Genomic DNA, 22,098 nt, shown 5'->3' with positions numbered 1-22,098 from the left:
AGAAGCCTGCCTTGACCTGTATATCATTTCAAATACTATGTTTTCGCAATTCCATCAGAAAAAGTGATAGGGTGAACAATGTCTCTGCGCTTTCGCCAATTGCAGGCTTTTCACGCCATCATGGAAACCGGAACCGTCACTGGCGCGGCGTCTGTGCTGGGCATTTCGCAGCCGGGCATCAGCAATCTTCTGGCCCAGCTTGAACGCGAGGCCCGACTGCCGCTGTTTGAACGCAGCAAAGGCCGATTGTTACCCACGCCCGAGGCCGAGCTGCTGTACCGAGAGGTCGATACCGTCGTGCGCGGTCTGGACCACGTCGCCCAAGCGGTCTCTGACCTGCAAAACAAGCATCCCGGTCAGCTTCAGATCGCGGCCCCTCATCTGTTGTCCTTCGGCTTTATCCCGCGCGAGGTCGCCCGCTTTGCCAAAACTCGACCAAACCTGTCCGTCAGTTTTCAATCGCAGTATTCGTCAAAAATACAAGAATGGGTAACCTCGGGCCTGTTCGAGATCGGGGTCGTCGAGATGCCAATCCTTCACGACACGCTGAATTATCAGGTGTTCCACTTCGAAACTCTGGCCACGTTCCCCGAAGGCAGTCCGCTAGCCGCCCACGATGTCCTGACGCCTGCATTGCTGGAGAACGAGCCTTTCATCGTCATGGGGCCGGAACATCAAACGCACCGGCGCACTAGGGATGCGTTTCAAACGCAGGGGCGCACGTGGCGAACACAAATCCACACGCATCTGTCTGAAAACTTACTGAGCTTCGTCAAACAAGGCATGGGCGTTGCCCTGATTGATCCCTTTACAGTTAATTTCGATGAAGAGACCGGCTATCAGACCCGCCCCTTCCGGCCTGCCGTGATGCTGGACCTAGCGATCATAACGGCCAAGGGTCGCCCTCTCTCAACTGTTGCGCAGGACTTTCTGGCCCAACTCACAGCGTCAATTGCGACTTACGCCACCCATTCGGACACCGGCGCGGCGGCCTCGTGAAGCGGTTGGGAATGTATATCCACCAAGGTTGGCCCGTCATGTTCCACGGCCATCGCCAACACCCTGCGCAGGTCGGCCGGGTCTTTCACAGTCCACGACTTGACCCCAAAGGCCGAAGCAACCGCAGCATGGTCGGTGCGATCAAAGTCGACATTGTAATACCGCTGCCCGAACCCGGCATTCTGACCCGCCTTGATCCACCCAAAGACCGAGTTTGAGAACACGATCGAAGTGATCGGCATTTTGTGCCGTACCATCGTTTCAAACTCTCCGCACGTGAACCCGAAAGAGCCATCCCCCATGACGGCCAGCGTTTTGACGGACGGCCTGCCGACATGCGCCCCCATCGCGGCCCCTAACGAATATCCCAAGGCACCATGCGCCCGGTTCGTGATGAAGTGGCGCCCGGCGTTTTGCCACCGGTAATGTGCACTGAAATAGGGGCAAGGGGTCCCGGGGTCTGCGACAATCGTGGCATCGTCATCAAGAACATCCATGAGCGCAGCCATGACGGCCTCGGGGCGGATCGGGGCTTCGCGGCTTGCCGCTAGCGGGGCAAAGGCGGCGGTTTTGGCAGCCCAGGCGGCCTTGGCCTTGGCTGCACCGCCTTGGCCGGGCAGATCATCATTTCCCTCCAGCGCGTCCGCCAGCGCTTCCAGCGCCAGCCGCGCGTCGGCGCAGATCGCCACCTCAGTCTGATAGTTCGCGCCGATCACCATCGCGTCGCTGTCGATGTGGATGATCGTTGCGTTTCGGGCCGGGCTTCTCCAGCGTTCGGTCGTAACCGACCCTGCGCGGCAACCGATAAACAGAACCACGTCCGCCTGATCTACAACCGCCCGAGTCGCTGGCACGCCTCCGTTTGATCCCACGACGCCCAGCGCCAAAGGCTCGGTCTCGGCCAGCGCGCCCTGACCTGAAACCGTTGTGGCCACAGGCATATCCAAAGCCTTTGCCACCCGGCGCAGCGCATCGCTGGCCCCCGACAGAACAGGCCCGCCCCCGCAAACGGCCACTGCCGATTTTGCCTTAGCCAAGACTTCCGCGGCCGCGTCTATCGCGTCAGGATCAGGCCCCACCCGTTCAGCCGGATAACTGCGATGCCGCGCGTCCGCCCAGATTTCAGATTCGTCCACCGAGGCCTTTTGAACATCAAAGGGCAAAGCAAGATGTGCCGCGCCGGGCGTTCCGGTCGTCATAGCCCGGAACGCCGCCCGCATCATTGCAGGCAACCGCGAGGCATCGTCGATCGAGGCATTCCACTTCGCCAGCGGCTTAAACAAAGCTGTCTGGTCCAATTCTGTCAGCGGGTATTTCCCCCGGCTGGTTGTCGCGACATCAGAGGTGATCGCCAGAATCGGCACCGAGCTTTCGTTGGCCTCGACCACGCCCGGCAGTATATAGGTCGCCCCACCGCCCGATGGCCCCTCGCAAATACCGGGTTTGCCCGTAACGCGGGCATAACCGTCAGCCATATATGCCGCGTGTCGTTCGTCGCGGGTTAAGATGTGCTGAATGCCGTGATCCATCCGCGCCAACGCATCATAAAACGGCAGGGTCGTGTCCCCACACAAACCAAACATGTGAGTCACGCCATGGGCTTCAAGCATTCTTGCCATCGCCTCAGCCCCAGTCAGGTAGTTCACGCCCGTCATATTTGCCCTCATCAAGGATTGAATACATAACTGTATACAGTATTGCATATTGAATTCAAGATCGACCTGTGGCACCCCTGAAAAGAAGCAGAGGAAGGCAATATTTGATGGCGGGTCCACGAGTCGATGACATTTACGATCAGGTAAAGGCGATGGCGGTGTCATTTCGCCTGCGTCCGGGTGACCGCCTGAACGAAGTCGCACTCTCCAAAGAACTCGGCGTAAGCCGGACCCCCCTGCGCGAGGCGCTGAACCGTCTGGTCGCCGAACGCCTATTCGACTTTCGCCCCGGTCAGGGTTTTTTTTGCAGACCCTTGGATGCCCAGAGCGTGTACGACCTGTTCGAACTGCGCCAGATCATAGAAGTGGCCGCAGTACGTGCGGCTTGCGCCAAGGCAACGGATCAAGAGCTGAAGGCGCTTGAACAGGAACTGTACGACACAGGCATCGACATAACTGGCCTGACGGTCGAAGAAGCCGTAGCGCGCGACGAGGTATTCCATATCGGAATCGCGCGGTTGTCGGGCAATCGCGAATTGCTGCAAACCCTCAGCCGGATCAATGACCGTATCCGGTATATCCGGTGGGTTTCGATGACTGCGGACCGCATTCATCGCTCGAAAGATCAGCACAAGGGTGTAATGAACGCCATGCTTGAGCGAAACACGGACGAGGCCGAGCGGATAATGGGCACCCATATCTCCAGGCGGATGGATCAGGTACAGGACGCAGTACGTCAGGGAATTTCCAGCATCTATATGGAGGGGCCCGACGAAATCGCGACCCGCATCATTGAGGAGGCATGAGGCATGATCGCACAAGGTGGAAAATCCATTTACGGTGCCTCGGTGGGCATTCTTATGCTGGATGCGCAGTTTCCACGAATTCCCGGAGATATGGGAAACGCGCTGACATGGCCCTTTCCCGTGCTCTACCGAATAGTGCGTGATGCGTCACCGGACCGAGTTGTTCGCCAAAAGGCCGAAGGCATGTTGGACGCGTTCGTCGATGCGGCTCTGGATCTGGTCAAGGACGGGGCTGACGGCATTACCACAAATTGCGGCTTTCTTTCGGTCTTTCAAAAGGAACTGTCCGAAGCCATTCCCGTCCCCGTCGCGACATCATCTTTGATGCAAGTGGAAATGGTAAACCGCACCCTTCCAGCGGGCAAACGTGCGGGCATCCTGACGATTTCAGCGTCCACCCTGACGGATGAACATCTGTCTGGCGCGCATGTTCCACTGGGTACTCCAATCGGAACTACTGAGGGGGGTGACGAATTCACACGCGCAATTCTTGGCAATGAGCTGACGATGGATGTGGACAAGGCCCGTGCGGATAACATCGCCGCTGCGTTATCCCTGAAGGCAAAGAACCCTGACTTGGGCGCGATCGTTCTGGAATGCACCAACATGTGTCCCTATGCGGCTGACATTCAAAAGGCTACGAACCTTCCGGTGTTTTCGATGGTTACCTTCGTCGATTGGTTTCAGGCCGGGCTCAACCCGCCGCATTATTGATACCTCCCGAAAACTGCGCGTTTTGATGTCGCTTACATGCAATCACGTCGCATTTCCGCTAGTAAGGCACCGCCTGCGCCTGCAACCTTCCGGCATGCGTATGGCTTGTATTTCTCATCCGATGAACCGTCGCGCGACGGGTTGTGATCTGGTGGTTGCCACCTGAGCCAAGGGCTTTGTGCCCTTTGCGACGGACTGCGATTACTCTGACTTCGGACTACAGAATGACCCCTGATGCGCTGCGCCTCGCCATTGATATTGGCGGCACTTTTACCGACACGGTTCTATTCTCGGGTGAGGACACAATCCTTGCATCCACCAAGACGCTGACCACTCATCAAAACCCCGCTGACGGCGCGATGGAGGGCGCGAGGCGGGTTATCGAGCTATCTGAACGCTCATTATCCGACATCTCCGGCTTCATTCATGGAACAACTTTGGCCACCAATGCCCTGATCGAACGGCGCGGGGCCAAGGTTGCAACGATCACGACAGAAGGCTTCCGCGATATCCTCGAAATCGCTTACGAGCGGAGATATGCGCAATACGATATCAACCTGGAAAAGCCCGACCTGCTGGTGCCCCGGGAACGGGCGTTTACGGTGCGTGAACGTATGTCGGTAGACGGTGAAGTTTTGATCGCGCTGGAGCAGTCCGCAATCGACGCAGTGCTGGAAGAGATCGACGCAAGCGGTGTGGGCGCCGTCGCCATCTGCCTTATGCACGCTTACGCCAACCCTGCGCACGAACGGCAGTTGCAATCAGCTCTGGCCCAAGAACGCCCCGAACTGGCCATCTCAATCTCGTCCGAGGTCAGCCCCGAGGCGCGTGAGTTTGATCGCCTCTGCACCACGGTTGCAAACGCCTATATCCAGCCTTTGATGCAGGCATACCTGACGCGTTTCGCGGATCGGTTCCGTGACGAAGGTCTTGCCTGCCCGATCCTGATGATGACGGCTGGTGGCGGAATGTGCACCCTAAACACCGCGGCGCAATTCCCCATCCGTCTTGTCGAATCCGGCCCGGCCGGGGGCGCCATTTTGGCCGCCCGGATCGCCGCACGCGCGGGTCTGGATCAGGTTCTGTCCTTTGACATGGGCGGAACAACGGCCAAGCTCTGCCTGATCGACAACGCGCGCCCGCAGACCTCGCGTCAGTTCGAAATCGCGCGTGCGGCCCGGTTCATCAAGGGCTCAGGCATGCCTGTGCGAATTCCCGTGATCGAAATGATCGAAATCGGAGCGGGCGGCGGCTCGATCGCTGGGGTGGATCGGTTGGGGCGGCTGACCGTTGGGCCGAAATCGGCTGGCTCGGAACCCGGCCCCGTCGCGTTCCTACGCGGCGGCACAGAGCCAACGGTCACAGATAGCGATATCGCACTGGGCTACATCACCCCCGAAACCTTTGCCGAAGGGCACATCGCGATTGACCTTAAGGCTGCGAAACATGCTTTGGATCGCGTGATCGGGACCAAGCTCGATCTTAACGCAACCGGTGCCGCAGATGGTGTCAGTCGCATCGTCGACGAAAGCATGGCCAGCGCCGGACGCATGCACGCCGTCGAAAGCGGCAAGGAACTGGGCACCCGAACTATGATCGCGTTTGGCGGCAATGGTCCCCTGCACGCAACACGGGTTGCCCGGTCCGCCGGGGTCAACCAGATCGTGATCCCACCAAACCCTGGTGTCGGCTCGGCTGTTGGTTTTCTTTACGCGCCTGTCAGTTTTGAGATTGTGCGGTCTCGGTACTCTTTGTTGGAAAGCATCGAAGTTAACGCAATCAACACGCTCTTCGACGCAATGATTTCCGAAGCAAAACAGGTGGTATCCCAAGGCGCAAGCGATGCGCCAACTCAAACGCAGCGTACCGCGTTCATGCGCTACAGCGGTCAGGGCCACGAGATCGAAATCCCCCTGCCCGACCGTCCTCTTTCTGGCGCAGACATAGCCCCCCTTACCCATGCGTTTGAAGAGGAATACCGCAAGCAATTCTCGCGCCCAGTGCCGGGAATGCAGATAGAAATCCTGAACTGGTCGGTGCGCGTGGCAACCGTCGGAAAGGAACCGGCTGCATTGACAGATGCGCCGGTACCTCGCGCAACCAAGTCATCGCAGACACGTCCCATCACCTGCGACCTGACCGGACAAACCGTACAGGCAGCTTTGATCGCCCGCCCCGACCTGCGCGCGGGCGACTATGTCCCCGGACCCGCGCTGATTACCGAGCCACAGACAACCACATTGGTCTCTTCTGACTTCGCAGCCTGTGTGGACGCGATCGGGAACCTTGTCCTTACCCGGAAAGGAACAGAATGATGACCCTCTCTCCGGCCCGACTTCAAGTTATGTGGAACCGTCTTCTGGCAGTTGTCGAAGAACAGGGGCAAACCCTGATCAGGGCGGCGTTTAGCCCAATCGTGCGCGAGTGCGGGGATATTTCCGCCGGTATCTTTGATGCGAATGGGCGCATGCTGGCGCAGGCCGTTACCGGCACGCCCGGACATATCAACACAATGGCCGAAGCGGTTCAGCACCTGCGCGCGGCCTTCCCCGTTCAAGACATGAAACCGGGTGACATCTATATGACCAACGACCCCTGGCTGGCCTCGGGGCATTTGAACGACTTTCTTCTGATGATGCCGGCCTTCCGGAACGGACAGGTCGTTGGCTTTACCTCATGCACCTCTCATCTGGTCGATTTGGGCGGGCTTGGAATGGGGCCTGAGGGGTCCGATATCCATGACGAGGGTTTGTTGATCCCGCCCTGCAAACTGGTCGATCAAGGCGTGCCAAATACCCTGCTTCTTGACATCATCCGCGCAAATTCCCGCGAACCCGTCGCGAATGAGGGCGACATTTACGCACTAATTGCCTGTTGCGAGTCTGGGGTCGACCGTCTGCTATCCATGATGGAGGAATTCAACCTCGACGATCTGGGAACGCTGGGCGCCTATATCATCGACACGTCGCGCCGTGGCACCCAAGCTGCAATCTCCGAAGTGCCTGATGGTGTCTATAAAAACGTCCTGAAAATGGATGGGTATGAGAATGAACTGGAACTTCACGCCACGCTGACCGTCCATCAGGACAGGATGCATGTGGATTTCGCTGGCACCTCTGGATGTTCGCGCAAAGGGATCAACGTGCCGCTGAATTATGCCACGGCCTATACCATATTTGCGCTGCGCTGCATCGTTGGGTCGGACATACCGAACAACGCAGGATCACTAGAGCCCTTCACCGTTGATGGGCCGAAAGGGTGCATCCTGAACGCCCAAAGGCCCGTTCCCGTCGCCATGCGGCATACTCTTGGTCAGGTGACACCTGACTTGGTACTGGGATGCTTGCATCAAGCCTTGCCTGATCAAGTCCCGGCAGAGGGCGCAAGCTGCATGTTTGACCTGCCCATGCGTCACGCGCCCGAAGTGGCCCGCGACGGTGGACGGGAGTTTGCGATCGAACCAGTACATAATGGTGGAACAGGCGCGCGGCCTCATTCGGATGGCTTATCCGCGACGGCCTACCCGTCCGGCGTTTTTGGCAGTCAGGTTGAAATCACCGAAAGCGTCGCGCCCGTGACGATTTGGCGGCGCGAGCTTAGGCCGGATTCCGGCGGCGCGGGGCAATATCGCGGCGGGCTGGGTCAGCGCATAGAAATGACATCGTCCAATGGCGCGCCTTTTGTGGTGTTCCTATCGGTTGAACGGCTGAAATTCCCCGCCCTTGGCAGGATGGGTGGTGGTGCCGGAAGCCCCGGCCGCATTCGCCTTCGGGACTCTACCGGGGACATTCCGGGCAAAGGTGAGCTGCGCGTTGAACCGAGCGATTACCTGATCTTTGAAACGCCCGGCGGCGGCGGGTTCGGAGATCCAAAGCTGCGCGATCCCGTGTCCCTCGACCTCGATTTAAAACGTGGTTTGGTGACCGCGGAACAGGCAAAAGCCTATGGAGATGGCACATGATCCGCCCGAACGCTTATGTCGCTAACATGGCGGCCTATGCCCTTGCCGATCTGGGCGGGGCGCAGACCATCTCGATGGCGCAGAATGAAAGCGCGTTTCCCGCCAGCCCCGCCGCGATACGTGCAGGCCAAGCTGCGGCGTCTGACCTGACGCTTTACCCTGACCCCGAGTGGACAGAATTACGCACAGCGATCTCGACCGTGCACCACCTGGACCCATCGCGCATCTTATGCGGAGCCGGTTCAATGGAGCTGATAGGTTGCCTGATCCGCGCATACGCCGGACTCGGCGATCAGGTTCTGGGCGCGCAGTACGGATATGCTTTCGTGGCGTCGGCAACCGCACAAGCGCAGGCGGACTATCGGACGGCACCCGAGGTTGGCCTGACCGTATCAGTTGACGAAATTCTTGCCGGGGTAACGCCTGCGACACGCATTGTTTTCATTTGCAATCCAGGCAACCCGACTGGAACGCTTATCCCGAACTCCGACATACTTAGACTGCGCACCGCCCTGCCGAACGATGTGCTTTTGGTGGTCGATCAAGCCTATGCCGAGTTTTCGGATATAGCCAATAACCCTGCGGACATCTTCGCGCTGGTGGACCGAGGTGATACCGTCATAACCCGGACATTTTCCAAAGCCTATGGCGTGGCCAGCGCCCGTGTCGGATGGGGATATTTCCCTCTGCCCATCGCCGCTGAGTTGCGGAAACTTCTCAACCCAAACAACATATCGTCAGCATCACAAGCTGCAGCCGCCGCTGCTATGCGCGACCAATCCCACATGCGCGATGTGGTCAGCCAAACGGCACGCCTTCGCGACCAATTTGCGCAGGATTGCCGTGCCCTTGGGCTGATCGTGCCGGACAGCCACACGAATTTTGTCTTGCTCCGCTTTGGTTCCCCACACGACGCTCAAAAAGCCGACGCCGCATTGCGGACCGAAAACCTACTGATGCGCGGAATGGCAGGCTATGGCTTACCGGACTGTCTGCGCGCAACGATTTGCGCTCCTGCGATTATGGACAAGGCCCTGAACGTGTTGAAAGGAGTATTGGCATGACCGAGACGCGAACCGCAGCCAAGATCGGCGTGCTCGTCCCCTACACAAACACCAATCTTGAACCTGACATGGAGATGTTGCGTCCGCCGAATACCACGGTTCATTTCCAACGCATGGGTGGCTATGACGTGGATGAGATTCCGGGGGCTGAACAGATGGCAGGTTTGGGTGCCTCGGATATCAGCCATGATCTACGGATGATCGCGGGCGTTCGGCCAGATATTGTGCTGTACGGCTGCACGTCAGCCACCCTGACGCATGGTCCTGTATTCGATACAGAACTCGCAGGTCAGATAAAGACACAATCAGGTGCAGACTCGCTGACAGCCGCGGGGTCATTGATCGCTGGTATCAAAGCTCTGGGCGCAACAAAGGTTGGGTTTTCCTCGCCTTATCTTGGTGAGATCAACACACAGGCCATGGATTTTTTGTCTCAGAACGGGATTGAGACCGTGTGTTGCGCGGATATAGGGCGCGAATTGGGAAATTACGGACAAGGCGAACTGACCCCAGATGAGGTGTTTGACCTAGCCTGCCAAGCAGACCATCCGGATGCGCAGGCAATCGTTCTGAGTTGCACTGACATGCGCGCGGTCGAGGTCATCGACAGAGTTGAGGCGCATCTGGGAAAGCCAGTGATCACCTCCAATCAAGCAATGGTCTTTTGCATGATCCAAAGGTTGAAACTTGACCGCCACGCCGCATTACCGGGCCGCTTGTTCGAACACATTTGAGCCATTCTACCCAGCGGGCGGGAGGCATCCTATGCCGAGGCCGGGTTGTCGTCGTTTTGTAAAAAGGAAATCTGCCGCAAAAGGGCATATCCGAAGATTACCATTCCAAGCATCTCAAAGGATTCTTCAATCGTCGCCAGTAAGAAAAACCTCCAGCCGCGGTCGTCATTGTAGAAATCCACCCAACCGCCCAAAGTTTCGATCATCAACGCACCAAACAGGTAAGTGGCGCCAGCAAGTGCCATCAGACTGGCGACTGCTTTTGGCAGGCGCATGAGAAAGGGCAAATAGAACCCCGCCACAACAAGTGCGACAAAAGCCCCGATCGGCGTCCAGGAAAAATGCCAAAGCGGGCTTTCGGGCAGGATAGAGCGCATGGGCTGCGTAAACTTCTCATGCACTTGGGCCGCTTCGTCATATCCCATCAGAAACATGACCACAGCAAGGATCAACCAATAGACCGAGTCGCTATCCTTTTGCGTTCGTTTAATCAAAAAAACATACGTTAACAGGCCAAAGTTCGAGACGAGCAGAAAGTAGTTGTAAATCGTTGGAACGCTTTGCTCGACATCGTGATTAAAACGCCAGGCGAAGAACTTAAGAACCCGGTTGTCCGTGCTCTCAAGGATCAGAATCGAGATCATCGAGAGGGCAAATAAACAAATAATAATCAACGAATTGATACGAAAGTACTTAGAACGAACCGACGCGCTCTGGCCAAGAGGAACGACAAATTCTTCTCCCGGCATTTTGGGCCTCCTGCACTCGTTAACACAATAGCTGACCACGCCTCGGCGCTGTCACAAAAATGAAATAATACATCGTTCTAACCCGACGTTTACTTCAAGTAAACAAGACCACGGTCCGCCAACCCGCAGAACGGCGATATGCGGCAAAGGGCTGAGTCCCTGAAAACCCAAACAAAATGTCGGCCACATCGGGACTATAGGAAAAAGCTGGTACTTGGGTGGATGAGTGGCGGGGAGACAGGGATTCGAACCCTGGGAACGCTCTCACGTTCAACGGTTTTCAAGACCGCCGCATTCGACCACTCTGCCACCTCCCCGCGTGACGCTGGGTCTAAGGCGAACCGAAACCGGTGGCAAGACCAAATAGGGAAATCTTGCCGAAGCGGTTGCAGCGGCCTTTCCATGACACCTTGTGCAGGTTATGATCTAATCGAAAGACCGTAACAGGCCGGCAATTCAGAACCGGCAATCGGCGGGGCTCGGGAAACGAGGCCCCTTCAGGCAAGGGATGACAAAATGAATCGAGCGACCCAGACACGCGCAAAACCGCGAGCGTTGGCGGTTCTGGCCGTGTTTTCCGCAACCCTCGCAGGTTGTGATGAGACACTTTCCCCTGACAACGCGTCATCCGAAGCGGCCACAGAAAGCCTTCAGGATGACAACAAGGTCGAACTGTTCCCGGACGCCACCGGAAATCCCCGCGACGATGTCGAAGCGCCCGAGGTCTTCGAAGTTACCGAGGCTGGATTGTGGGATGGGCGCCCATCGTTGGGTGGAGTTTGGGTGGCTCACCCGGACGTCACACAGCCCGAACGGGTACGGATCAAGAACGCCAGCAACAACAAGACCGTAACCGGCGCGCTGTTCCGTCGGGAAAGAAACCTGCCGGGACCGGCCTTGCAGCTTTCTTCGGCCGCTGCTGCGGAATTGGGCATTCTGGCAGGGTCCCCGACCAAGGTTCAGGTCGTTGCGCTGCGCCGTAAACCTGCGGAACCCCCGAAACCCGAGCCTGAAGATACTCCGACGGACGCGGGGGAAGACGCCCCTGCACCACAGGATGACGATACTCAGTCCGCATCCGTAGACACGGCAGAGGACGGCGAAGAAAAGCCCGCCAAGCGGAAATGGTGGCAAAAGAAAGAAACCGCCGCAGTCGCGGCTGGTGCAGCAGGCGCAGCTGCGGTCGCGGCAGACGCGGCCACAGACACAGCCACCGAAGCCGCAGAGGAAACAATTGAAGCTACCGCCGAAGCCGCGCCAACCGCGACACTGAGCGATCCAGAGGTGACCCCGCCCAGCGATCAACCTGCAAAGCGAAAATGGTGGCAGAAGAAACCTGCAGACGAAATCACGGAAACGCCGCTTGATCCTATCGCAGGCGCCGCGGCCGCGATCGACGCCTCGGAACCTACACCTGCAAGTGCGGCAAGCCAGCCGGAACAGTCTTCTGGCCCATTGTCCAAACCTTATGTTCAGGTCGGGACATTCGGCGTTGAAGCCAACGCCAAAAGCGCCGCTGACAAGATACGCCGCAACGGGCTGCCTGCCGAAGTGCGCGAGCTAGCAACCGACGATGATTCTGTCTGGAGGGTTCTTGTAGGCCCCGCCTCAACCCGTGGAGAGCGCACCGCCCTTCAAAGCGACGTAAAGGACCTAGGCTTCTCGGATGCCTTCCTGGTCAAGAACTGAAACAAGGGAGGCCCTGATGCTGACCTCATTGCGATCTTCTGTTTTGTCCCTGGGGCTGGCGCTGTTTGCCCTGCCTGCCCAGGCCTTCGATACAACGGCCCGCGCAGCATATGTGATGGACCAGACAACAGGCACGGTACTGCTGTCCAAAGACGCAGATCAGCCGCTGCCACCGGCGTCGATGTCGAAACTGATGACCTTGTATGTCGCGTTCGAAGCATTGCGGGATGGCCGCCTGACGCTGGACGAAGAACTGCCCGTTTCGGAACACGCGATGAGTTATGGCGGCTCGACCATGTTCCTAAATACGCAGGACCGGGTCCGGGTCGAGGATTTGTTGCGGGGCATAATCGTGTTGTCCGGCAATGACGCCTGCGTGGTGATTGCCGAGGCACTCAGCCCGGATGGAACCGAAGCCGGGTTCGCACGCTATATGACGCAGCGCGCCGAGCAGATGGGGATGAACAGCTCGAACTTCGCCAACTCAAACGGCTGGCCTGCGGCTGGGCACATGATGTCCGTGCATGATCTGGCGGTTCTTGCGGACCGACTGATCACCGATTTCCCCGAATACTATCCCCTGTTCGCCGAGGAAGAGTTTGAATTTGACGGTCGCGCGCCGTCGAACTCGCGCAACCGCAATCCCCTGCTCAAACTGGGAATTGGGGCAGACGGGTTAAAGACCGGCCACACGCAAGAAGCGGGATACGGCCTTGTCGGTTCAGCCAAACAGGGCGACCGCAGGGTGATCTTTGTCCTGTCCGGTCTCGACAGCACTGCCCGCCGCGCAGAGGAGGCTGAGGCCGTGGTTAACTGGTCGTTTCGCAATTTTGTCGAGAGGACAATTGCCAACACCGAAGCGCCGATAGCCGAAGCCAAAGTCTGGATGGGTGCGGAAAAGACGGTTGGACTGGTTCCCGATGGTGATCTGACTATTCTTCTTCCGGTTTTGGGCGACAAGGATGTAAAGGCCGAAGTGGTCTATGATGGGCCCGTCGATGCATCGAGTGAGCCGATCAAAAAGGGTCAGAAGCTGGCCGAACTGGTCATCAAGCCCGAGGGTCTGCCGGAAATTCGCCGCCCTCTGGTGGCAGCGAATGATGTTGCGACCGGCGGGTTTGTTGTTCGGATGATGACCGTAGGCAGCATCGTGTTAACTGACGTTATCGGCAATCCGTTGGACGCCCTGTGACAAGCACCGGGTTATTCCTGACCTTCGAAGGCATTGACGGATCGGGTAAGTCATCGCAAGCACGCTTGCTGGCCGATCACCTGCGCGGCATGGGTCACGACGTTGTCCTGACCCGCGAACCCGGCGGGTCTGCCGGGGCTGAAGAAATCCGCAGGCTTGTTCTTGAGGGCGACCCCGATCGGTGGTCCGCTGAAACGGAAATTTTGCTGTTCACCGCTGCGCGCCGCGACCACTTGGAACGTACGATCGAACCCGCTTTGGCCGCTGGCAAAGTGGTGATATGTGATCGCTTTGCCGACAGCACCCGCATGTATCAGGGCCTTTCTCGCGGTGACCTGCGCGGATTGGTGGATCAGTTGCACAATCTGATGATTGGTCGTGAACCTGATCTGACCCTTCTGATCGACATGGACCCCCAGACCGGTCTGAACCGGGCAAAGGGGCGTCAGGGAACAGAAGAAAGGTTCGAAGATTTCGGCCTTGACCTGCAACTCAAGATGAGAGCCGGATTTCTTGCCCTTGCCGATGAGTTTTCTGAACGATTTCGCGTGATCGACGGCAATCGGGACATGGACAGAGTCGCCAGCGATGTGACAGGTATCGTTAATCAGGCTTTGCGGTAAACTATTGATGAGCGACGAAACCCCGCCCCCGGATCAGGCACCCGGTGCCCCACACCCGCGCGAAACCCGGCAGCTTTTCGGGCAGGCCGAGGCCGAAAGCGCCTTTCTGACGGCTTACAATTCGGAACGACTGCACCATGGCTGGTTGCTGACCGGCCCTCGCGGAGTGGGGAAATCGACGTTGGCGTGGCGCATCGCACGGTTCTTGCTGGCGACACCTCCAGCCGAAGAGGATGGCCTTTTCGGAGCGCCCCCACAACCTGAAACGCTGGATATTGACGAGGATCACCCGGTCTCTCATCGCATTCTGGCCGGGGCTGAGCCTGGACTTGCCTCGGTCACCCGGTCCGAGAACGACCGCGGCAGGATGCGAAACGAAATCGTGGTCGAAGATATCCGTAAGCTGGGCAAGTTCTTCGGGCTTTCCTCAGCCGAAGGTGGGCGGCGCGTTGTCATCGTGGACTCTGCGGATGAGATGAATGTCAGCGCAGCCAATGCCCTTCTGAAAATGCTCGAAGAGCCCCCTGCCCGCACCACGCTTTTGTTGGTCTCGCACCAACCATCGCGGCTGTTGCCTACAATCCGGTCGCGGTGCCGAACGCTCAGGCTGTCACCGCTAGGCACCGAAGATATGATGACGGCTTTGGCACAAACCGGGGCCGAGCCGCCAAGCAACCCGGATCATCTGGCCGCTCTCGCCGCTGGTTCTGTGGGCAGTGCCGTTCGCCTGATCAACCTGAGTGGCCTGGACATTTACGCAGAACTCATCGCCATTTTGGGCACGATTCCAAGAATGGACCGTCAGCGTGCCTTGGCCTTGGCCGAGGCCGCAGCCCAACGCGGCGCGGCCGAGCGTTTTGAGTTGTTGCTGACTTTGATAGACATTGCTTTGTCTCGGCTTGCCCTCACGGGTGCAACAGGTGCCCCCCCTATGCCAGAGGCCGCGCCGGGCGAGGCGGAAGTCCTGTCACGCCTGTCCGCGTCCCCACATATGGCGCGTCAATGGGCGGATACCGCAGCCCTGATCACGGCCCGTACGCGACATGGTCAGGCGGTGAACCTTGACCCTGCCGCGCTGGTCCTAGATACGGTGTTCAAGATACAGGAAACCGCCGGTCAGAGCAGATGAGCGATACGCCCCAAATCACAGATAGCCATTGTCATCTGGACTTCACTGATTTCGATGGCCAGTTGGACGAAATCGTGGCCCGCGCAGCCGAAGCAGGCGTGACGCGGATGGTCACAATCTGTACCCGTTTGCGCAATGAACCCACCATCCGCGCGATCGCAGAAGCACATGCTCCGGTCTTTTTCGCCGCTGGTACGCACCCCATGAGCGCCGCGGATGAACCGATAGCTACCGTTGATGAACTGGTGCAACTGTCCCGGCACCCCAAATTCGTGGGCATTGGGGAGACCGGGCTGGACTATCACTACACCGCTGACAGTGCCGAAGTACAAAAGCAATCTCTGCGTATCCACATCGAAGCCGCGCAGCGAACAGGCTTGCCGCTGATCATCCACGCCCGCGCGGCTGACGATGATATGGCGAGGATTCTAAGCGAAGAATATCGCAACGCGCCCTATTCCTGCGTGATGCACTGCTTCTCATCATCGGCGGAACTGGCCAAGGCCGCATTGGATCTGGGATTTTACCTTTCCATGTCCGGCATCGCTGCATTCCCCAAAAGCCAGGACCTTCGGGACATATTCGCCAGCGCCCCGGTCGATCGCATCCTTGTCGAGACCGATGCGCCTTATCTGGCGCCACCCCCATTCCGCGGCAAGCGTAACGAACCGGCTTATACGGCCCATACCGCCCGAAAAGGGGCTGAAGTTTTCGGGATGGGGTACCCGAAATTCGCGGCACAGACGCAAGCAAATTTTGACCGGCTGTTCACAAAGGCCGCAACTTACAAGGCGGCTGCATGACGGAACTGCGCTGTACGATCCTTGGCTGCGGGTCTTCTGGCGGCGTCCCGCGACTGGGCGGTCACTGGGGCGCATGTGACCCCGACAATCCGCGCAACATCCGTCGCCGCTGCTCGATGCTGGTTGAACGCGACGGACCCAAAGGGACGACTTCGGTTCTGATCGACACGACCCCCGATATGCGCAGTCAGTTGCTGGATACAGGCACGGGCCGTCTGGACGGAGTGGTCTACACCCATTCCCACGCCGACCACGTGCACGGCATCGACGACCTGCGCATGATCGTTTTCAACATGCGCGAGCGTGTCCCAGTTTGGGCTGACGGAGATACTCAGAACGATCTGCTGGGTCGCTTCGGATATGCCTTTATTCAACCCGAAAATTCGCCCTACCCGCCTATTCTCGACCTGAAAACCATTGATGGCCCGTTCGAGGTTACAGGCCCCGGCGGTCCGATCCCCTTTCATCCGTTCAAAGTGAACCATGGGTCGATTGACGCTTTAGGCTTTCGAATGGGCAATCTTGTCTACCTGCCCGACGTAGCCGAGATTTACGACGATGCGTGGACAATGTTGGAAGGGCTGGACTGTCTCATTATCGACGCGTTGCGCCGGTCTCCGCATCCTACCCACGCACATCTGGAAAAAACGCTGGGCTGGATTGAAAAGTTGCAACCCAAGAAGGCCGTCCTAACCAACATGCATATCGACCTGGATTATGCCACAGTCGATGCGGAAACTGCGGATCACATCGCACCAGCCTATGACGGCATGGTGATACATCAGGCGCTGTAAGGCCCTGACGACTTGCTCTGCCATATCCTCGCCCCGGTTGGCGACCCCGGTGGAGCCTTAGATGCTGCAATCCCTGATCAACGTTATCCTTCCGGTATTTCTGGTTATCGGGGCTGGCTATGCGTCGACCCGACTTGGGTATTTCAAAGAGGTCCATGTCGACGGGCTGATGAAGTTCACCCAAGGATTTGCAATCCCTTGCCTGCTGTTTCTTGCTATTTCCAATCTTGACCTCAGCGCCAGTTTCGATCCGCGCCTGCTGGCCAGTTTCTATACAGCGGCGGCACTGTGTTTCTGCGCCGGGTTGTTCGGCGCGCGGCTGATATTCAACAGGGATTGGGAAGACTGTGTCGCCATCGGGTTTTGCTGTCTATTTTCGAATTCAGTTCTACTGGGCCTGCCAATTACCGAGCGCGCTTATGGCCCCGAAAACCTGACCGGAAACTACGCGATTATCGCGTTTCACTCGCCTTTTTGCTATTGCGTGGGCATCACGGTGATGGAGTTCGTCCGCAATCGTGGGCACGGTGGCACTCGTATGGTGCGCTCGGTTCTATCGGCGATGTTCCGAAACGCTCTGATCTTAGGGATCGCGTTGGGCTTTGCCGTCAACCTGTCCGGGATCCAGGTTCCTGCCGTTGTGGATGAGGCCCTTGGCCTAGTGACCCGTGCCGCCCTTCCAGGGGCGCTGTTCGCGTTGGGCGGAGTTCTGGTCAAGTACAAACCCGAAGGCGACCTGCGCACGATTGCCTTTGTGTGCGGCGTGTCGCTGATGCTGCACCCCAGTCTTGTCTGGCTTTTCGGCTCTTCCGTCGGTTTACCGCAGGACTTGTTTCGATCCGGCGTTCTCAACGCGGCAATGGCGCCCGGGTTCAATGCCTATATCTTTGCCAACATGTATGGGCGGGCCAAAAGAGTCGCCGCGTCGTCGGTTTTGGTTGGAACCGGGGCGTCTATACTTACGGTCTGGTTCTGGCTCATGTTGTTGGGCTAACTCTATCCAAATGCATGTTGACTTTGCCCCGGTACAACACACCTTTCGATAACTCAAAACGGGAAGGCCCTCATGCCCTACGCCCTTATCGTCGCTCATGGTCAGCCCTCTGATCCAGACCCCGCTGAAGCCGCGCTTGCCCGATACGCGACCGAGGTAGACGGGATGTGCGACGGCGTTAAGGTGACGTCAGCGACTTTGGCGGCACCCGGCGCGCTTGAGGTGAAACTACAGGACTTGCCCGATGACACAGTGGTTTTTCCGCTGTTCATGGCGAAAGGGTGGTTTGTCACAAGCGCCCTGCCCAAACGCCTTGGGGCACAGCCGCTGCGCGTTCTTGACCCTTTAGGTACCGACGCCATCCTGCCTTCGCTGATTGCAGACACACTAGGCGACGCGGTTACGGATTTAAAATGGGTGTCCTCAACCACCGATATCGTATTGGCCGCGCATGGCTCTGGGCGCAGCCGCAACCCGTCCAAAGTAGCCCGAGATTTCGCCAAGAAGCTGGAGGAAATGACGGATTTTCGCTCAATCCGGGTCGGGTTTGTGGAAGAACCACCCTCCATCTCCAAGGCCGCGCAGGGCACAGGGGCAAAGGCTCTCTGCCTGCCATTTTTTGCCTGTACCGGGGGCCACGTTCTGGAAGACGTCCCGCAAGAGTTGGATCGCGCTGCGTTCAAGGGCCGGGTTTTGCCCGTTGTCGGCGAACTTCCCCGCGTGAAGCGTCAGATTGCCAACGTACTTTCGCAAGCCTTCGGGGGCACCTAGCACTATTGCCCAGAGATACCGGACCGCGGCTGTGGGGAACCCTGCAATTTTGGGGGATCGGTTATCGAACCTGCTGGTGGTGAGAAAAAGCTATAGCGGGATCTGCCAGATCGTTTAGCGTCATACAGAGCTTGATCAGCAGCCTTAAGGATTTCTGCAGCCTTCAAGCTACTGAATTGGGTCGACAAGGCTATGCCAACGCTAGCAGATACCCTGCAGGTTTCGCTTTCGAATACCGTCGGTTGCCTCAGCCTGTCTATCAAACGGCCCGCAATTGAGGACAACACTCCCTCGTCAGTCAAGCCTTTGATAATTATAACAAATTCATCTCCGCCGACTCGCGCGACCATATCGTCACTGCGGGTTTCTTCCTCCATGATGCGCGCTGCCTGCTGCAGAACAAAATCACCTGCCGCGTGCCCAAGTCGGTCGTTCACGGACTTGAAGAAATCCAGATCCAGATGCATCAACGCAAATGGTGCATTGCCCGACGCCATGTGACCCAGAAGAACGTCCATAGCCCTTCGGTTCTTCAAACCGGTAAGCATATCCGTAAAGGCCTGTTCCTCAGCCGCAAGCATGGCACCTTGCAAGCGCAGGTTCAGGGAACGTGATGCTTCCATCGCGGCTGACTTGGCTTCGACAAAGTACAGCAGTTCAATTGCAAGATCGGTTCCCGAGAAATCAGCACTGGTCAGGGCATAATCACGCACGGCATCCAGAATCGAAATTCCAAAGGACAGATTGATGATCGCGCCCTTGTTCCCCGGCAGCGGTGCAACCAACCCCTTTAACGCGGTGCGTGGTTCGTCCCGTAGTTTTAGGTGCAGTTTGGCACCTGCCAGCGACAACAATGCAGCAGTCGTGGTGATTGAGCGTGGGCGAACCAATTCGAACAGGTCCAAAAAGCCTTGGCCTTGCATGGGCTGCTCGGGGCGGAGCTTTTGCAAAGTGGGCCCAACGCTTGTGATTTGTCCCTGTTCGTCAACAAGCACAAACATGGGGCACAATAGTCCAAGCAAAGAAGAAAGATCCGATGCTTCCATCATCAACCGCGCGCCCCCAGATCGAATTGTCGCCCCTCGGCAAACGCGCTTTCGATCAGAACAATTGAAATAATCTCAACCTCTCCCTCGGTGCCTGCATGGGACAGCATCGCCAAGGCACCATAGTCATCGGCGATGGCACGCAAGACCCCGACCATAACGCTCGAATACCCTTTCAAGCCGGGATAGCAGTAGAGTTGGAACTCCGCAGGCGACACCTCTCTCAACTCGAGCACAGGCAAGGTCAGATCGCTGACCGCCAAACGAACGCGGTCAGATAAATCATCGAGCGAGTGCAGGAATTCGACATAAGTTTCGCCCCCAAACCGCAGAAGACGGCGTAGCCCTTCCATATTGGGATGCGAGACCAGATAAGTCCCAAGGTCTTCAAGCAGTTCCCCGCGCGGCCGCTTTAGCTTCGCGCATAAAATGTCCAGAACACGCAGAGTCATTTCGTCGTTGTAGACCAGCATGGCCTCAAACTCGGAAAACCCCAATTCAGCCGCCTCGGTCACGTTTATCCAGCACGATTGTCCGTAGGTCTCGCAAACAAATGACTGTACCGCCCGATTAATCAGACCATGCATGAGATGCCCCAAAGTGGTTACATGCGTAGTCTGCTCCGAGAAACCTTAACAAAAAGCCAAGATGGCCAGCCCGATAGGTAGAATTCAGCCTAGTCTCAATGTGAAAAGGCGTGCCTCTACTTAGAAATCTGTTGGCGCGCCGCCCTCGGCCTTACGACGTGTGACGAACTCGGCAAGTTCTTCCCGAATCCCGTCGTCAATCGCAGGCGGCTCAAAACTGGTGATAATTTCTTTGAACATGTGATGGGCGCGCTCGGCCGTCCAGACACCACCAGCGACGTTCCATCCTTCATAATTCTTCCAGTCACTCAGGAAGGGTTGATAAAATGCTGTGGTGTAGCGGTCCTGTGTATGCTGAATGCCAAAGAAATGGCCGTCATTTCCGACTGCTTTTATTGCCTCCAATGCGATTTCATCAGGTCCCGTCGCCGTGATCTCGGGCTGCATATACCTTTGAATTTGCTGCAAGACCTCGCAATCCATAATAAACTTTTCGGGGCTGGCGATCAGCCCGCCCTCCAGCCAGCCAGCGGCGTGGTAAACCATGTTCGTCCCCGATTGCACGGCAGCCCACAAAGAGTTCGACGTCTCCCAAACAGACTGACCGTCAGGCACGTTTGCGGCGCACACACCCGAGGACCGCATGGGAAGACCATAGTACCGTGCCATCTGTCCTGTCATCTGGGTGGACCGCATGTATTCTGGTGTTCCAAACGCAGGCGCACCGGACTTCATGTCGACATTCGAGGTAAACGTGCCGATGACGCAGGGAATGCCCGGCCGCACGTATTGAAACAGGGCAATAGCGCACAGCGCCTCGGCCAAAGACTGTGCTACGGCCCCGGCCATCGTTACGGGCGCCATGGCGCCAGCCAATGTAAACGGAGTGACAACAATCGCCTGACCGCGCCGGGCCAGCCGCAGGCATCCGTCAATCATCGGATGATCATGCTTCAGTGGTGAGGTCGAGTTGATGTTGGTGTACATCCGAGGCTCGGCCTCGAATTCCTCATGGGTTAGGCCACCTGCGATGCGGACCATCTCCATGACATCCTCAACCCGTTCCTTGCCCAGCGAATAGGCGTGCATGGCTTTGTCCGTCAGGGTCAGCTTGTCATACAACACGTCCAGATGCCGAACACTGGCGTGGATATCGACCGGTTCCACCGGGTATCCCCCGGCAAAGTGAATGCAGTTGAAATACTGAGTCAGCTTCAGCAATTTTCGACACATTTCGCGGTTGCCCGGAACTTTGGTTCCAATCTCCATGTCCCAGTAATTTGGCGGAGAGGATACGTTCCCGAACAGCATATTCCTGCCCCCGATTTCGATCTTACGATCGGGGTTGCGCGGCGTGATCGAGAAGGATGACGGCGCTTTTCCCACCATCTCCATCACAAAATCCCGCCCCATTCGGACGTTATCGCCGTCAATTGTACACCCGGCTTCACGCAGAATGCCGATAGCTTCTTCGTTGTAGAATTCGACCCCTATCTCTTCGAGGATACGCATTGCGCCTTCGTGGATCGCTTCGATCCCGGCAGCATCCAAAGGTTCGGTGGGGTTGTCGATATTGACAGGTGGATTCCACGGCATCTGATCAATCACGGCGGTGCCTCTGCGCTCGGCTGCACCTGCACGTCCACCGCTGCGGCGTCTGCGCGTTTTTGTGTCGGCCATTGGACCCTCCCGAAACTGGCGTTGCTTTAAGCAAGCCCCGAAGTCGGAAGGCTGGCCGCTCTGTCTGCGACAAGCTATGTCGGTTTCAACACTCAGATCGGCGATTTT

At 57.6% G+C, this 22,098-nt stretch carries 20 protein-coding genes and 1 tRNA gene; 15 read left to right on the top strand and 6 right to left on the bottom strand.

The genetic code is table 11. From position 1 onward, the window contains the following. The first annotated feature begins 78 nt into the window (after positions 1-78). Positions 79-999: a LysR family transcriptional regulator gene (locus tag GOX73_RS01690; protein ID WP_171122678.1), complete on the top strand. Its 921-nt coding sequence runs from the start codon at positions 79-81 to the stop codon at positions 997-999. On the opposite strand, the gene GOX73_RS01685 is transcribed toward GOX73_RS01690, so the two are convergent. Continuing rightward, a complete protein-coding gene (locus GOX73_RS01685; RefSeq protein WP_171122676.1) occupies positions 960-2,654 on the bottom strand; it encodes a thiamine pyrophosphate-binding protein in 1,695 nt (564 codons plus the stop codon). The two genes, GOX73_RS01690 and GOX73_RS01685, sit on opposite strands and share 40 nt — an antisense overlap. Before the next feature lie 107 nt (positions 2,655-2,761). Between GOX73_RS01685 and GOX73_RS01680 the strand changes: the two genes are divergently transcribed. The 6 genes from GOX73_RS01680 (at position 2,762) to GOX73_RS01655 (ending at position 9,933) form a co-directional block, all read left to right on the top strand. Further along, positions 2,762-3,460 carry a GntR family transcriptional regulator gene (locus GOX73_RS01680; RefSeq protein ID WP_171122674.1) on the top strand — a complete coding sequence of 233 codons (699 nt, stop codon included), beginning with the start codon at positions 2,762-2,764 and terminating at the stop codon, positions 3,458-3,460. Between the two features lie 3 nt (positions 3,461-3,463). Beyond that, on the top strand, positions 3,464-4,174 hold the full coding sequence (locus GOX73_RS01675) for an aspartate/glutamate racemase family protein (protein ID WP_171122672.1): 711 nt from the start codon (positions 3,464-3,466) through the stop codon (positions 4,172-4,174). Positions 4,175-4,398: 224 nt separating this feature from the next. Further along, positions 4,399-6,489: a hydantoinase/oxoprolinase family protein gene (locus GOX73_RS01670; RefSeq protein ID WP_171122670.1), complete on the top strand. Its 2,091-nt coding sequence runs from the start codon at positions 4,399-4,401 to the stop codon at positions 6,487-6,489. Next, positions 6,489-8,135, top strand: a complete 1,647-nt coding sequence (locus GOX73_RS01665; protein ID WP_171134761.1) for a hydantoinase B/oxoprolinase family protein — start codon at positions 6,489-6,491, stop codon at positions 8,133-8,135. Before GOX73_RS01670 ends, GOX73_RS01665 begins: the two co-directional genes overlap by 1 nt. Next, positions 8,132-9,199: a histidinol-phosphate transaminase gene (locus tag GOX73_RS01660; RefSeq protein WP_171122666.1), complete on the top strand. Its 1,068-nt coding sequence runs from the start codon at positions 8,132-8,134 to the stop codon at positions 9,197-9,199. The genes GOX73_RS01665 and GOX73_RS01660 overlap by 4 nt, the downstream gene beginning before the upstream one ends. Beyond that, complete coding sequence (locus GOX73_RS01655; RefSeq protein WP_171120876.1) at positions 9,196-9,933, top strand: Asp/Glu racemase; 738 nt, start codon at positions 9,196-9,198, stop codon at positions 9,931-9,933. The genes GOX73_RS01660 and GOX73_RS01655 overlap by 4 nt, the downstream gene beginning before the upstream one ends. Before the next feature lie 29 nt (positions 9,934-9,962). Here the strand turns inward: GOX73_RS01655 and GOX73_RS01650 are convergent, their stop codons facing one another. After that, entirely contained in the window at positions 9,963-10,682 is a 720-nt protein-coding gene (locus GOX73_RS01650; protein ID WP_171122664.1) for a hypothetical protein, read from the bottom strand. Positions 10,683-10,909: 227 nt separating this feature from the next. Continuing rightward, positions 10,910-10,999, bottom strand: a tRNA-Ser gene (locus GOX73_RS01645). Positions 11,000-11,198: 199 nt separating this feature from the next. Here GOX73_RS01645 and GOX73_RS01640 point away from each other — a divergent pair. The 8 genes from GOX73_RS01640 to GOX73_RS01605 all read left to right on the top strand — a co-directional run bounded on the left by GOX73_RS01640 (position 11,199) and on the right by GOX73_RS01605 (position 18,677). Continuing rightward, positions 11,199-12,371, top strand: a complete 1,173-nt coding sequence (locus tag GOX73_RS01640) for an SPOR domain-containing protein (protein WP_171122662.1) — start codon at positions 11,199-11,201, stop codon at positions 12,369-12,371. Between the two features lie 16 nt (positions 12,372-12,387). Next, entirely contained in the window at positions 12,388-13,563 is a 1,176-nt protein-coding gene (locus GOX73_RS01635) for a D-alanyl-D-alanine carboxypeptidase family protein (protein ID WP_171122660.1), read from the top strand. Further along, positions 13,560-14,186, top strand: a complete 627-nt coding sequence (gene tmk / locus GOX73_RS01630) for a dTMP kinase (RefSeq protein ID WP_171122658.1) — start codon at positions 13,560-13,562, stop codon at positions 14,184-14,186. The genes GOX73_RS01635 and tmk overlap by 4 nt, the downstream gene beginning before the upstream one ends. Before the next feature lie 7 nt (positions 14,187-14,193). Further along, complete coding sequence (locus tag GOX73_RS01625) at positions 14,194-15,315, top strand: DNA polymerase III subunit delta' (RefSeq protein WP_171122656.1); 1,122 nt, start codon at positions 14,194-14,196, stop codon at positions 15,313-15,315. Further along, positions 15,312-16,118 (top strand): TatD family hydrolase, encoded by an 807-nt coding sequence (locus GOX73_RS01620; RefSeq protein ID WP_171122654.1) that lies wholly within the window; start codon positions 15,312-15,314, stop codon positions 16,116-16,118. The genes GOX73_RS01625 and GOX73_RS01620 overlap by 4 nt, the downstream gene beginning before the upstream one ends. Next, positions 16,115-16,912, top strand: a complete 798-nt coding sequence (locus tag GOX73_RS01615; RefSeq protein ID WP_171120838.1) for an MBL fold metallo-hydrolase — start codon at positions 16,115-16,117, stop codon at positions 16,910-16,912. Before GOX73_RS01620 ends, GOX73_RS01615 begins: the two co-directional genes overlap by 4 nt. Before the next feature lie 61 nt (positions 16,913-16,973). Then, positions 16,974-17,906 (top strand): AEC family transporter, encoded by a 933-nt coding sequence (locus GOX73_RS01610; protein WP_171134760.1) that lies wholly within the window; start codon positions 16,974-16,976, stop codon positions 17,904-17,906. A 72-nt stretch (positions 17,907-17,978) separates the two neighbouring features. Then, positions 17,979-18,677, top strand: a complete 699-nt coding sequence (locus GOX73_RS01605; protein WP_171134759.1) for a CbiX/SirB N-terminal domain-containing protein — start codon at positions 17,979-17,981, stop codon at positions 18,675-18,677. Positions 18,678-18,679: 2 nt separating this feature from the next. Here the strand turns inward: GOX73_RS01605 and GOX73_RS01600 are convergent, their stop codons facing one another. The 3 genes from GOX73_RS01600 to GOX73_RS01590 all read right to left on the bottom strand — a co-directional run bounded on the left by GOX73_RS01600 (position 18,680) and on the right by GOX73_RS01590 (position 21,990). Then, a complete protein-coding gene (locus GOX73_RS01600; RefSeq protein WP_171122648.1) occupies positions 18,680-19,726 on the bottom strand; it encodes a GGDEF domain-containing protein in 1,047 nt (348 codons plus the stop codon). After that, positions 19,726-20,310, bottom strand: coding sequence for a heme NO-binding domain-containing protein (locus GOX73_RS01595; protein WP_171122646.1), 585 nt, complete (start codon positions 20,308-20,310; stop codon positions 19,726-19,728). Before GOX73_RS01595 ends, GOX73_RS01600 begins: the two co-directional genes overlap by 1 nt. A gap of 120 nt (positions 20,311-20,430) precedes the next feature. Then, complete coding sequence (locus tag GOX73_RS01590) at positions 20,431-21,990, bottom strand: trimethylamine methyltransferase family protein (protein ID WP_171122644.1); 1,560 nt, start codon at positions 21,988-21,990, stop codon at positions 20,431-20,433. Positions 21,991-22,098 lie beyond the last annotated feature (108 nt).

Origin of the sequence: Ruegeria sp. HKCCD7221, assembly GCF_013031225.1 — a bacterium.
Classification (GTDB): Bacteria; Pseudomonadota; Alphaproteobacteria; order Rhodobacterales; family Rhodobacteraceae; genus Ruegeria.
This window is presented reverse-complemented; position numbering and strand designations above follow the sequence as displayed.

Coding starts and splice junctions, on each gene's coding strand:
- GOX73_RS01690 (WP_171122678.1), top strand. CDS start 79: ATGTCTCTGCGCTTTCGCCAATTGCAGGCTTTTCACGCCATCATGGAA.
- GOX73_RS01685 (WP_171122676.1), bottom strand. CDS start 2,654: ATGACGGGCGTGAACTACCTGACTGGGGCTGAGGCGATGGCAAGAATG.
- GOX73_RS01680 (WP_171122674.1), top strand. CDS start 2,762: ATGGCGGGTCCACGAGTCGATGACATTTACGATCAGGTAAAGGCGATG.
- GOX73_RS01675 (WP_171122672.1), top strand. CDS start 3,464: ATGATCGCACAAGGTGGAAAATCCATTTACGGTGCCTCGGTGGGCATT.
- GOX73_RS01670 (WP_171122670.1), top strand. CDS start 4,399: ATGACCCCTGATGCGCTGCGCCTCGCCATTGATATTGGCGGCACTTTT.
- GOX73_RS01665 (WP_171134761.1), top strand. CDS start 6,489: ATGACCCTCTCTCCGGCCCGACTTCAAGTTATGTGGAACCGTCTTCTG.
- GOX73_RS01660 (WP_171122666.1), top strand. CDS start 8,132: ATGATCCGCCCGAACGCTTATGTCGCTAACATGGCGGCCTATGCCCTT.
- GOX73_RS01655 (WP_171120876.1), top strand. CDS start 9,196: ATGACCGAGACGCGAACCGCAGCCAAGATCGGCGTGCTCGTCCCCTAC.
- GOX73_RS01650 (WP_171122664.1), bottom strand. CDS start 10,682: ATGCCGGGAGAAGAATTTGTCGTTCCTCTTGGCCAGAGCGCGTCGGTT.
- GOX73_RS01640 (WP_171122662.1), top strand. CDS start 11,199: ATGAATCGAGCGACCCAGACACGCGCAAAACCGCGAGCGTTGGCGGTT.
- GOX73_RS01635 (WP_171122660.1), top strand. CDS start 12,388: ATGCTGACCTCATTGCGATCTTCTGTTTTGTCCCTGGGGCTGGCGCTG.
- GOX73_RS01625 (WP_171122656.1), top strand. CDS start 14,194: ATGAGCGACGAAACCCCGCCCCCGGATCAGGCACCCGGTGCCCCACAC.
- GOX73_RS01620 (WP_171122654.1), top strand. CDS start 15,312: ATGAGCGATACGCCCCAAATCACAGATAGCCATTGTCATCTGGACTTC.
- GOX73_RS01615 (WP_171120838.1), top strand. CDS start 16,115: ATGACGGAACTGCGCTGTACGATCCTTGGCTGCGGGTCTTCTGGCGGC.
- GOX73_RS01610 (WP_171134760.1), top strand. CDS start 16,974: ATGCTGCAATCCCTGATCAACGTTATCCTTCCGGTATTTCTGGTTATC.
- GOX73_RS01605 (WP_171134759.1), top strand. CDS start 17,979: ATGCCCTACGCCCTTATCGTCGCTCATGGTCAGCCCTCTGATCCAGAC.
- GOX73_RS01600 (WP_171122648.1), bottom strand. CDS start 19,726: ATGATGGAAGCATCGGATCTTTCTTCTTTGCTTGGACTATTGTGCCCC.
- GOX73_RS01595 (WP_171122646.1), bottom strand. CDS start 20,310: ATGCATGGTCTGATTAATCGGGCGGTACAGTCATTTGTTTGCGAGACC.
- GOX73_RS01590 (WP_171122644.1), bottom strand. CDS start 21,990: ATGGCCGACACAAAAACGCGCAGACGCCGCAGCGGTGGACGTGCAGGT.